Annotated in this window: 8 protein-coding genes; 5 read left to right on the plus strand and 3 right to left on the minus strand. The window is 30.2% G+C overall.

Going from position 1 to position 12,837, the window contains the following annotated elements:
• The first annotated feature begins 32 nt into the window (after positions 1–32).
• From AMN99_RS02925 to AMN99_RS02935, 3 genes are read left to right on the plus strand one after another with little or no spacing between them, the layout of a single operon-like run.
• Positions 33–545: an STAS domain-containing protein gene (locus tag AMN99_RS02925; RefSeq protein ID WP_075506342.1), complete on the plus strand. Its 513-nt coding sequence runs from the start codon at positions 33–35 to the stop codon at positions 543–545.
• A complete protein-coding gene (locus AMN99_RS02930; protein ID WP_075506343.1) occupies positions 546–1,301 on the plus strand; it encodes a prepilin peptidase in 756 nt (251 codons plus the stop codon).
• Positions 1,302–1,334: 33 nt separating this feature from the next.
• Positions 1,335–3,032, plus strand: coding sequence for a tetratricopeptide repeat protein (locus AMN99_RS02935; RefSeq protein WP_075506344.1), 1,698 nt, complete (start codon positions 1,335–1,337; stop codon positions 3,030–3,032).
• On the opposite strand, the gene AMN99_RS02940 is transcribed toward AMN99_RS02935, so the two are convergent.
• Positions 3,029–4,093 (minus strand): putative zinc-binding metallopeptidase, encoded by a 1,065-nt coding sequence (locus tag AMN99_RS02940; protein ID WP_075506345.1) that lies wholly within the window; start codon positions 4,091–4,093, stop codon positions 3,029–3,031. The genes AMN99_RS02935 and AMN99_RS02940 overlap by 4 nt on opposite strands.
• Entirely contained in the window at positions 4,093–4,725 is a 633-nt protein-coding gene (locus AMN99_RS02945; protein ID WP_075506346.1) for a hypothetical protein, read from the minus strand. Before AMN99_RS02945 ends, AMN99_RS02940 begins: the two co-directional genes overlap by 1 nt.
• A gap of 51 nt (positions 4,726–4,776) precedes the next feature.
• Between AMN99_RS02945 and AMN99_RS02950 the strand changes: the two genes are divergently transcribed.
• Positions 4,777–5,613: an AAA family ATPase gene (locus AMN99_RS02950; protein WP_075506347.1), complete on the plus strand. Its 837-nt coding sequence runs from the start codon at positions 4,777–4,779 to the stop codon at positions 5,611–5,613.
• On the opposite strand, the gene AMN99_RS02955 is transcribed toward AMN99_RS02950, so the two are convergent.
• The gene (locus AMN99_RS02955) at positions 5,610–11,774 is read right to left on the minus strand and encodes an autotransporter-associated beta strand repeat-containing protein (RefSeq protein WP_075506348.1); all 6,165 of its coding nucleotides are present in this window, start codon (positions 11,772–11,774) and stop codon (positions 5,610–5,612) included. The genes AMN99_RS02950 and AMN99_RS02955 overlap by 4 nt on opposite strands.
• A gap of 113 nt (positions 11,775–11,887) precedes the next feature.
• On the opposite strand from AMN99_RS02955, the gene AMN99_RS02960 reads away from it, so the two are divergent.
• Positions 11,888–12,835 (plus strand): LysR family transcriptional regulator, encoded by a 948-nt coding sequence (locus AMN99_RS02960; RefSeq protein WP_075506349.1) that lies wholly within the window; start codon positions 11,888–11,890, stop codon positions 12,833–12,835.
• The last annotated feature ends 2 nt before the right edge of the window (positions 12,836–12,837 follow it).

Consider the following 12,837-nt stretch of genomic DNA (forward strand, 5'->3'; position numbering starts at 1 on the left):
TAATTTAAAACTAATAATATAAAAAAATACATATGTCTATCGAACAAAAAATTAATGGAAATGTAGGAAAATTGTTTGTTACTGGTGAAGTTGATTTAGATAGTTCACCCGAATTAAGAGATAATATAAAAGATTTAATTGATAATGTTAAGACAATTGAAGTTCAGCTGTCAAAGGTGAACTACATAGACTCTTCAGGTATAGCTGCATTAGTTGAAGGTATGCAACTTTCAAAAAGTAAATCAAAAGAATTTTTTCTAACTGATGTGAGCAATGAGGTCATGAAAGTAATTAAATTAGCTCACTTAGATAAAATTTTTAAAATTAAAAATGTAACTGGTACAAATGCAGCTGAAGTAAGTTCAGAGCCAGAAACAGTTCAAGAACCTGAACCTCAAGCAAGTGAAAACGTGGATCTTGCTCCAAACGAAGAACCTCAGCAACAATCTGAGAATGCAGAAACAGAAAACAAAGAAACTGAGGAAACAAACCCTAGCATCAAAAGAGATGATGACGATGGAGATAAAATAAAATTTAAAAGGTAAGTGCTTACCCTTTCTCTGTTTATTATTGGATCAATCTTTGGTAGTTTTTATAATGTCTGTATTTATAGACTTCCTAATGATTTAGATGTTGTCGCAAAACGATCATTTTGCACAACTTGTAAATATAAAATACCTTTTTATCTCAATGTTCCAATCATCTCATACATAGCTAATCTTGGTGAATGTAGAAATTGCAAAAGTAAAATAAGTGTAAGTTATCTTATAGTAGAGATTTTAACGGCATGCTTATTTGTCTACGCTTATAGTTTACACGGAATTAGTTTTAAAACTTTAGCTTATATTATTTTTTATTCAGGTTTATTAATAATTTTTTTTACTGATTTTAAATATTATTTAATTTTAGATAAAATCACAATTCCACTTTCTGTTCTTGGGTTAGTTTTAACTTTTTTCAAGTTTAATCCTTTTGATGTGAGTATATTAAGCTCTATCATTGGCGGGATAGTTGGCTATTTAATTATTTATATTATTAGATTTTTATTCTTTAAAATTAGAAAAGTTGAAGGTATGGGGTTAGGAGATGCAAAATTATTTTTAATGGTTGGTATTTGGCTTGGAATAAAATCAATTTATTTAATTTTAGCAAGCTCAGCAATTACTGGGGCTATTGTTGGTCTAATGATTATTTATATTTACAAAAAAGATAAAGATTTTCAAATTCCATACGGGTGTTTTATTGTCATAGCTTCAGCACTTTATCCATATCTAGGATCAGTCTTTTATAATTGGATTTAAAGATATATTGTTAGATAACTGATTCGTTTAAAAATGAATAAATCTCTTGTTGCTCAAAACATAAAAAAAAATTATCAATTATTAGACAATAGACAATATGGTCTGGCTGAACAGAATGCATGCAATTTATTAAAACATGATCCTAACAATCATGAAATTTATAATTTAATAGGAGATATTCATTATAAACAAAACAATTTTGATAAATCTATTTGGTATTATCTTTCTTCACTAGATAGGAACTTTGATCGTAAAGCTCTTAATAGATTGGGTACAAATATTTTTTTATTAAACAATAATTCTGCTGCTGAAAAAGTTTTAACAAACCTTTTGGCTCATGATCCTACTTATGTTGATGGTTACTTAAGTTTAGGTCTAGTATATGAACAAAGTAAAAACTTAGAAAAAGCGGTAGAATGTTATAAGGCTGTAATCAAAATAGATCCTAAAGAAATAAAGGCATATTTAAGTCTTGCAACTTTATACAAACAAGATCAAAAATATGATGAAGCAATAAAAGTTTATCAACAAGGCCTTATAAATAATCCAAGTAATCATTTCATTTTAAGTAACCTTGGGAACTTATTCTATCTTCAGCATAAATACGAAGATGCAATAATCTGTCATCAAAGAGCAATTAAGGCTAAACCAGACTCACATGTAGTACATTTCAATTTTGCAAATACTTTATTAAACGCTGGAAAATATTCTGAGGCAATTGAAATGTATAGAAAAACAATTGAACTTAATCCTAACTTTAATAAATCAAAAATTAATTTAGGAACTACTCTTTTATCAATGTCAAATTTTGAAGAAGGTTTTAAAGAATATCATCATAGAATATATGAAGATAAAAATTTTAAATCAGTACTTCATAAAAAAAATTTAATTTGGAATGGTCAAAATATTGAGAATAAAAAAATTCTTATTATCGCAGAAAATGGATTAGGTAATACTTTACAATTTTCGAGATATCTTGAAACATTAAGCCAACTAAATTGTAAAATTATATTCCAGTGCCAAGAAGAACTGCATCATTTTTTTGAGGATATGGTTTTTATAGAAGAAATTATTTCTAATGAAAGTGAATATGATGATTATGATTATTGGATACCCTTACAAAATTTAATCTATTTACTTACACCAGATCTTAATAGCAATTGTCCTTTTCCATCACCTCTAAAAATAAATGATAATAAACTTCTGGAATGGGAAACTCTTATCGAAGTAAATGATAATGTGAAAATTGGTTTAAATTGGCAAGGTAGCAGTTTAAATCCTAGAGTTGCTAATAACTCAGTTTCTTTAAATAGTTTTAAGAGCATTGTTAAGAATCCATTAGCTACATTCATAAATTTGCAAAAAGGCAACGCTGTTTCCGAAATTGAAAAATTTCAGTTGGAAGAACACATTGTAAATTATGATTTACTAATGGATACAGGATCAAAAAAATTTGTAGATACAGCTGCAATTATAAAATATTTAGATCTAGTTATTACAACTGACACCTCAATTGCTCACTTGGCTGGAACACTTGGTACTCAAACTTGGTTATTACTTCCAAAAGTTTCTGATTGGCGATGGTTAAATTCTAAAGATGAAACTATTTGGTATGACAATTTTAGAATTTATCGCCAAAAAATACAGGGAGACTGGTCGGATGTATTTTCAAGGGTGGAAAAAGATTGCCAAGAGCTAATTAAAAATATCAGTGATTTAAGAAAATCTTAATTTAATTTTTTCCAAAAACTTTTATCTATTTCTTTAGAAATTCCTTTAAGTCTTGAAATCATTAGTTTTGATTTCTTTAATAATATTTCATCCTTAGCAATGGCTTTTTTAAATTCTTTATGTTGAGCTACCATAAAAGCAAATAATTCTGCTTTATCTTCTGCAGAATTATTTCTAGCATAACCTGAAATAAAACCTTCAACAGATGTATCTATTCCAATACCCCCTGTTATTAAATCATTAGAATAGTCTACTTTGTTTATTTTTTCCCAAGCTTCATCTAATTGCATTAAAGATAATTTAGAATCGATTATGTGATAAAATTCGTGATGGAACAAAATTCTAATATAATCTTTTTTTGCTTTTGAATTTTTAATTTTATTAACCGCTGACAAGTTCAAATAAAAAACTCCAGGTGATTGATCGACATGTCCTGGTGCCAATCCACCTGGCTCAAATCCTAATGATTTGTCAGTTATTTTTTCACAAATCATTACATATTTTAGTCCTGAATTTTTTAAGAAAGATGCCGGATAAACATTTATTTCTTTTACAAGATTATTAATAACATCTTTATAATTTGACTTTGTTTGACCACAAAAAAAATCATTTTTGTTTTTAAAGTTTTCAGTACTAATTAAGATATCTATCCCTTTAGAAGAAAATTTTTTTTTTGATTTAATATGTTCACCCAAAACTTTTAAACTTGATTTTGATTTAATATATTTTGCGTATCTATTGTATTTAGGATTTTTCTTAAGTGTTCTAAATCGCACAAGACATTCAATCTCGCCATCACTTTTACAATTTTTTAAAGCTTTTTGATCTAATTCATATTGAGATAAGGTCCCCCAGCTAGTGTATAATCTTCCAGAAACAGCTTCGACTATACTTCCCTTAAATTTTTTATTTGTTTTTCTATTCTCTTTTATCGTGGATATATATTTTTTTACAAATTCTGTTCTTTCCTTGTAAGCTTGTCTTACCTCAGGAGTAATATTACCAGCGTATAATTGATTATGAACAAAGACACTTAGTATGAGAATAACAAAAATTCTCATTAAACATTTTTGAAAAATTTAATACTAAAACTAGATGATATATCTCTAAATTGTTCATCATAACAAGAAGCAAAGATTTCAATACTATTTTTTTGAGGAGCATCAGTTAATACGAAATTTAATGAATTATCTTTAGGTTCTTTTTCGATTAAATCATAACTATTAAAATAATCTTTCCAAAGAGAAATCTTCTCTTTGCACTTATTTAGGTCACCTTGTCTTTTATTATTAAATGCAATTATTGAATAAACTTGATTTTGAGAATTTGTGTAAAAGTAATAATTGTTAAAATGATTTGATAATTTATTTGGCTCTACTTTAAAACATTTTCCCTCTGCAAGATTGTTTTCACACTCACCAATTATATTTAATTGATCCCTATTAAGTTCAGCTAAAAAAAACTGATTGAATATTTTCTCTAGCCTATTTTTAGGAAGTACAACTTCTGTATTTTTTGGTTTCAATAATTCAGTAATATTTGAAACATCCAAACCTTCTTTTTCAGTGGGTTTTTCATCAAACATTTCTTCTGGCTTTTTTTGTTCTTCTCCAGGTAAATCTCCAGGCTCGCCTGAATACAAAAAAGAAGATAAAAAAAATAAAATTAAAAGTGTTTGAATTATTAGTTTCATTTAAATAAAAAGATCTTAAATTAATTTTTAACTATAATTCAATAGAAATCAATGAGTGAAGATCTCGAAAAAAACCTGAATGAAATAAATAGATTACCTGGACTAAAAAAAGTAAAGGAAGAAGTTAAAAGCTTATTAGCTTTTCTTCAAAATTCTAAAGATAGAAAAGAGCAAGGTTTAGGTGATGCAATGCCACTTACCTACCACTTAATTTTTTCTGGCAATCCAGGAACTGGAAAAACGACAGTGGCGAGACTTTTAGCTAATATTTACAGAGATCTAGGCATCATTGCCGGAGGAAAACTAATAGAGGTAACCAGAAGTGATTTGGTTGTTGCAGAAAAAGGCAAAACAGCAGAAAGAGCGGCAGAAAAATTTAATCAAGCAATAGACAATGTTTTATTTATTGATGAAGCTTATACATTGTCAAATAAAGACGACCCAAACGATAATGGTCAAGAAGCAATTGACGAATTGCTGAAATTTATGGAGGATTATAGGGACAGATTAATAGTGATCGTAGCTGGTTATGAAAATAATATGAAACAATTCATATCATCAAATGCTGGTCTCGCGTCACGTTTTAAAAGAAATATAATTTTCGAAAATTACAATGATTTAGAGTTGTACCAAATTTTCTACAAGCTTTGTCGAGATAACAAATACATGATTGCAAATGATGCAAGTGCTTCAATTAAAAACTCTTGTAATAAAATTATAGAAATAACTGGCGAGCGTTATTCTAATGGAAGAGATATAAGAAGGTTTTTTGAAAGCTGTATTCAAATTCAGTCCGTAAGACTAAATAAGAAAGAAAATAAAACAAAACTAGATTTAATGATGATAAAAAAAGAAGATATTGAAAATACCATCAATAATTTTTCTTAACCTATAATTCTCGATTTATATCGATAAGTAATAAATCTTCTAATAATTTCATAAAAAAGAACGATTATCGCTATAAAAGTTACGATTGGTATGTAACTTAAAATTTTAAGATATCTTGAATATAAAATCTCAATGGCAGATCTCTCATCCATCTGAATATCATGCAACCTACTAGCAATTAAATGCACTTTAGGATCTTTTAGCTGAGAACATTTATCTAATATTTGATATAATTGTAATTTATCGTAGTAATTAATTAGTTCTTTTAGATTTTGTTCAACTGCATAACAATTTGCAAATAAATTATTATAAACGTCATCTAAAGTTAGATCTCTTTTAGATGAATTTCTCATTTCATTATTTAAACTAATATATATTTCTTCTACTTCTTCTTTTGTTGGATTTTCTTTTAAAACTATTTCAATATTTTTTTCAAAATTTTCGATTTTGTCTTTAACATCATTGTTTATATTTTGATCTGGGAAAGTTGCTACAATTTTTTCATCTTTTCCTATTTCGTTATCACTCAATATGACTTTGTTATTCTGTCCTACATCTTTCTCAAATGTAATAGGAGGATCTTTTTTTGAAACTACTTTAGTATGTTCATCATTATCCTTTTTATCTTGATCAGAGTTAGTAGGTATATCTTTTTTAGCTATCACACTTGGTATTCTTCCTTTTGCAAATTCACCGAAGAATTTTCTAAATGTTATTGAAAAAATATTAGAGCTAATGTCTTCTTTTGTATTTTCTAACAAAAACGCATTGGCCATTAGACTTGTGTTGTTATCTTTGTTAAGAAAATTGTACCCTACCCCTAAAGAATAGTAGTTTTCCTTATCTCTTGGTAAATCGTGATTAAAAGTAGAGCCTGATGCAAATCTTGCCTTGTTTTCTGTTCCTTCGATAAAATAGTCTCTAGATACAAAAGCTGCTAATTCCAATTGGCTTAATTTATTATCTTTCTCTGAAAAGTTTTTTGATACTGAAATTCCAACCTCAGGTTTAATAATAAAAAGATCTTCATTATCAACTGACAATGCCAAATCACCACCTGTTTCTTTTGTGTCTCCCTTAAAAATATAGCTATAATTTATTTTAGCAGATGGAGAGATTTTATATCCATCAAAGTCATACTTTGCTATATGCTGAGCTTCTAAATTTAAACCAACATCATAAAAGTCAGATTTATACTTATCATCTACAGAAGTTCCAAATACTGATACATTTCTGTTACTGTTGGTCTTAGAGACAAATGCGCTACCTAACAAATTAAATGCATAATCTTCGTCGTCAATTTGCTTAAACATTGAAGCGTGCATTGAATAAATTTCTGCATCCCCATAACTATCATTATAAGTTGTATCAGTTTTTGAAAGTCCAATTGAATAACCATCAAAATTTATCTCGTCTTTCTTAAATTGCTCTCCAAACAATATTCCAGTCGTATCAGAATTATATCCGGTGTAGCCTTCACCAATATTATCTCTTTTAGTGTTTGTTCCAAAAGTTCTCAAAAATGAGGCACTATCATCTGACTCGAACCTTTCAAAAAATGATTTGTTTTTATTATTTTTTATAAAACCTAAAACTGATACATCACTATAATCGTAGTATTCACTATATCTTTTTTTATCTCCATACAAACCTTGGTCTTGTAATGATGCTAAAGTAAGCTCGTTAGCTGTTGAGGTAAAATTTGATACAAAAGTTGTATTTGAAAGAGAAGTTGTATTTGCTACAGCTCTATTAAAATAATTATGATTAGTATTTGATTGAATAGATGATGTTGCAATAACAGTTCCTTTTAATTTATCTAATTCAGTATTTACAGAAGAAACTGTTGCGCTATCCAAAACATCTTTAACCTCTTTTAATTTCCCAGTAGTTGCGTTGTCAAATACTTTTGCAATATCTTTTGATGATGAAACTGTTGTCGTGCAATTTATGTTACATGTACTAGCTGCTTCAGTAATTTGTAAAGAAACAGTTTTAGCCGAAGTATTATAGACAATATCCCAAGTAGCATCATTAAGATTACTCTCGTTATTCATTGTCTCTGTTGAAAAAGTTCCATTAAATGTTCCACCACCAGAAGCATCTACAATTGTATGTGTCACATCTGAGTAAGTGGTATCTTCAGGGTATAAAGAAATAGTTCCGGCAAGTTCAGTATTTCCATTAATTACAATCTTGTCTGCTGTAGTTGAATTAAATTCTATGTTTGTAGTATCGTCTGCAGATAGCGTTAAGTTACCAGTTATAGTAAGAGTACCTATGCTATTTCCAGGTGCTAAAGTACCTGCGGTAGATAAAAATGTAACATTACGCCCTATAACACCACCTCCACTTAATGTACCTCCCTCTACACTAATATCTCTTGGAATAATGGTATTTGATCCATCGCTTGCAGTTCCAACGTATAAAGTCCCTGCGGTTAATGTTGTATCTCCTATGAAAGTATTTGTTCCTGTTAAAGTCAAATTACCTGAACCAGATTTATTTAGATCTCCTGAACCTGATAATGTTCCAGATAAAGTTTGACTGTTAGATGAACTAAAAGTTAACGTCCCAGAATTTGATATATTACCAGCGTATGATCCATTATTTAATTGTCCACTTACATCAATTGTACCTGCTGATATAGTCGTATTACCTGAATAAGTGTTTGTTCCACTTAAAGTAAGAGTTCCGGAACCTGCTTTTGTTAATCCACCAGATCCTGAAATTACACCAGAAACAGTTTTGTTGTTAGTATCACCAGCAGTTAGAACTTGTGAACTTGCTATTTCAATATTTCCAGCTCCTTCTATTGAGGCGACTGTATCAGTTGCATCTACGTCATAAACTGCTCCTGAAGCAACTGTTACTGCTGTACTATCTGATAAAGTCCCTGAAACAGTTAAAGTTCCAGAGTTAATTGTTGTTACTCCTCCATAGTTATTAGTACCAGATAAAGTTAAAGTTCCTGATCCATTTTTTGTTAAAGAACCTTCCCTTGTAATATTTCCTGAAATAATCTGATCACTTGAGGAGCTAAATATTAATGTTGATCTATTAGTAATGTTTCCAGAATATGATCCACTATCTAATAGTCCACTTACTTCCATTGTACCATTAGAAATAACAATTGCTCCTACGTCAGACCCTGTTCCACTCAGTGTAAGTTTACCAGTACCAGTTTTATTAAATACTCCTGATCCTGTTATAGTACCTGAAATTTCTTGATCGCTACTATTTCCAGTAGTTAATGTTCGTGAACTTGCTATATCAATTGTACCTGCTCCAGCTAATGATGATATAGTATCGCTTGCATCAACATCATAAGTGGCGCCACTTGAAACCGTTACTGCTGTGTTATTGTCAAGAGTTCCTGTTACATTTAAAGTTCCAGCACTGATGGTAGTAGTACCGTCGTAACCATTTGATCCTGTTAAAGTTAGGGTGCCACTTCCCAATTTTGTAAAGTTATAGGAATTCGAACCATCATCTATTGCTGCCATTGATACAGAACTTTGAATAGTTGCGGAAGTATTGCCAGTTAAAGTATTGGTTCCTGAAAAAGTAGTTGCATTAGAGGCGCCCGTATTACCCAATATAATTGAACTCTGTAAATTTAAGTTTTCATTTATATTGTATGCTGTTGCGTCAGTTGTATAAAACTTACCACCTGTCATAGTAATCGCACCTGTACCAAAAGCATCATCAGCTCCATACAATAAAGATCCAGACGAAATTGATGTGCCGCCTGAATAAGTGTTTGAAGTTTCAGAAAAAAGAGTTCCTGATGCTGACATGGAAACACTACCACTATTGATATTAATTCCACCTGCAGTTCTTATCTCTCCACTATTACCTGTAAATGTTAGATCATAACTATCCGAACCTGATGCTATTGCTTGATCAAATCTTAAATTACTATTTCCAATATTTATAGTAGTATCGGAACCGAGCGTTGTTGATCCAGTAAGCAAAACTATTCCTGAAGAATTAGTAGTTTGTAAAGCACCTGCTCCACTAACACCTGTCCCATTAAGTACAAGCGCTTCGTTCGCTATTGTAATACCATCGGTGATTTTTAAAGTAGCTCCATCAGCAATTGTTGTGCCGTTAGTATCAGTACCTAAAGAATATTGATTTGAAATTTCTAAAATACCTGCATTTACTGTGATTGTTCCATCATTCTGGTTAGCTCCACCCAAGACTAAAGTACCACTTCCAGATTTAGTCAAATTACCAGAATCTGTAATGATACCATCAAAAGTCATTGTATTAGATGATGCTACGTCAATTGTGCCATTGCCAGTTAACGTAATTCCTTTATTTGTGCCTAAAGTAAAATCATTTGTAGCACTTAAAGTTCCACCATTAAAAATTATATTGTCTCCATCTGCACTGCCAGGGGTCGCTCCTAAATTAGCTGAACTTGAAACACTAATTGTTCCATTTGTAATAGTTGTTGAACCAGAATAGGTATTTGTACCTGAAAGAGTTAAAGTTCCACTACCTGATTTATTTAATGCACCAGTTCCTGAAATTACACCTGCTAAAGTTTGGTTAGATGAGGAGTTTATTGTAAAAGTACCTGAATTTGCAATTGCACCATCATAATTTCCACTTTCAAGCTGACCTTCAACTGTAATACCTCCTTGGGAAATAGTTGTATCACCAGTATATGTGTTTGTTCCACTAAGAGTTAATGTGCCAGTTCCAGTTTTTGTAAGTCCTCCAGATCCTTGAATAACACCTGAAAAAGTTTTGTTTGTAGCATCCCCTGCTGTTAATGTTTGGCTACTTGCAATATCAATTGTTCCAGCTCCTTCAATTGAAGCTACCGTATCACTTGCATCTACGTCATAAGTAGCACCTGATGCAACGGAAACTGCAGTGCTATTCGACAATGATCCTGTAACAGTTAGGGTTCCATCATTAACTGTTGTGGCACCTGTATAAGTGTTTGTGCCACTTAAAACTAAGGTTCCATCTCCAGTCTTTGTTAAAGGACCATTTTGACTAATTATACCACCATAACTTAATGTAGTTGATGCATCAGTATTAATTGTTCCTCCACTACCAACAACTATAATTCCTTTATTTGAACCTATTGAAAAAGAGTTGGTAGTCTGAAGTGTTCCATTATTTAAAACTATGTTGTTATTTGTTGCAGAATCAGGTTCTGCACCTAAACTAGACGAGTTTGAAGCAACGACAGTTCCACCTTCAATTGTTGTTTGGCCACTGTAAGTATTTGTTCCTGTGAGTGTGAGTGTACCAGAACCAGTTTTGGCTAAAATTCCTGTACCTGAAATTGTTCCAGCTAAAGTTTGATTTGAAGATGAATTAATTGTTAATTGACCGGAATTAGAAATCGTATTGGTATAATTTCCACTGTCTAATTGTCCTTGAATTTCTAATATGCCAGCTGATATAACTGTTCCACCATCATAAGTATTAGTACCAGATAAAACTAAAGTTCCTGCACCACTTTTTGTTAGTGTTCCATTCGATACAGCACCTGTAACTGTTGAAGTAACTCCACTAGAAACTGAAAGAGTGTTAGGATCACTCCCTAAATCAATATTTGAAATAGAATTATTACTGTTTGATGTTAATGTAAAATTTTTATCAGTGAAAGTTATGCCTCCAGACAACGTAAGTACTCCTGAATTGGTAGAATTTCCTAATGTACTGGAGTTTTGTACTTGAATTGCATTGGCCAAAGTTCTTGCAGTTGTATTAAATGATGACAATGAACCACCATTTAAAATTATTGATCCAGTTCCCAATGTGTTATCACTAGAAACACTTACTGTTCCAGCGCTGATAATAGTTGAAGCTGAAAAATCTGAGATATTAGTATCCATGAATACCAAGGTACCATCTCCAGTCTTTGTAATAGTATTGGGATTAGATGCATCAACGTAAGTATCAAGACGATACGTGCCACCTGTTATATTAAATGTGAAAGGAGCTTTAATATCACCATCTATATTTACAAAACCATCTGTACAGTGAAAATCAGATGACACAGTTACACTTGGGCTTCCTGATGGACATGCTGCAATAGATGTATCAATTTTAAAAATTAAAATTATTGAAGATATAAATATTAAGGAGAATAACTTGTATATTATATTTTTACTTAGCCTCGAAAACATTTAATTTTTTGTCATGATTGATTGTATTAATTCTTGTTTGTACAACCTATGATATAAAATATTAAGTATATATACAATTTGATTTAGTATAAAAAAATTCTATAAATACGGCCATGAGCAATCAAGAGTTCTTAAACCCTAAGTTTTTAAAGTATTTTATAACTGTTGCAGATACTGGAAGTATTTTATCTGCAAGTTCGAGTTTAAATGTTGCTCAACCTTCAATTACAAGATCTGTACAAATTATTGAAAATAGTTTGGGAAAAAAATTATTTATCAGAACTAAAAAAGGAGTCACTCTAACTAAAGAAGGTGAAATTTTTTACATGAATGCAAAATCAATTTTAGCGTTCAATGATAAAGTTATAGAAAATATAAAATCTATAGAATTTGATGATGAAAGTATAAATAATGATAAAATTACTTTTGGTATTCCAAGTACCCTTACCTATTCCCATAAACAAAATATACTTTGGTTGATTAAAAAAAATAATCCTAAAGTAAGAATAAAAGTTATTGAGAATGATAGTTTTGAAATGATTAATCTAGTTGAAAAAAATAAAATTGATTTTGCGATAAGTTGTATCAAATTTTCAAATGATAATATTGATAAAGTCAATTTATATGAAGATCCGTTTTGTGTTGCCTTTTATAAGGGGCACCAATTTCAAGAAGTTAAAGAAGTAAGTATTGATATGGTTCGAAAAGAAAAAAATTATATCTTTAGAAATACTTGCGAATTTTTTTACTATGATTATTTAAAAAATAAAGGTTCCTTTCCAAACTTTAAAGAAATCCAAAAAAATATTAAAAAAAGAAAGCAAGAAAATAGTGATAGAGATATTGTTTTTACTGATAGTGATACAACAGCAGCCTCTTGTATTAAAAGTGGTTTAGGGGTCGCAATAATTCCTGAAAGTGTAGCAATTGATCATAAACTTTTATTTACTAAAATTAATAAACCTCAAATGAATAGGGACATTTTATTAATTCAAAACAAAAATAATAAGAAAAATATTAATACAACCAATGAAGCTTTAAAGAATGCTTTATGGTTATAACG

The organism is Candidatus Pelagibacter communis, assembly GCF_001180225.1.
Taxonomy (GTDB): Bacteria; Pseudomonadota; Alphaproteobacteria; order Pelagibacterales; family Pelagibacteraceae; genus Pelagibacter; species Pelagibacter ubique_D.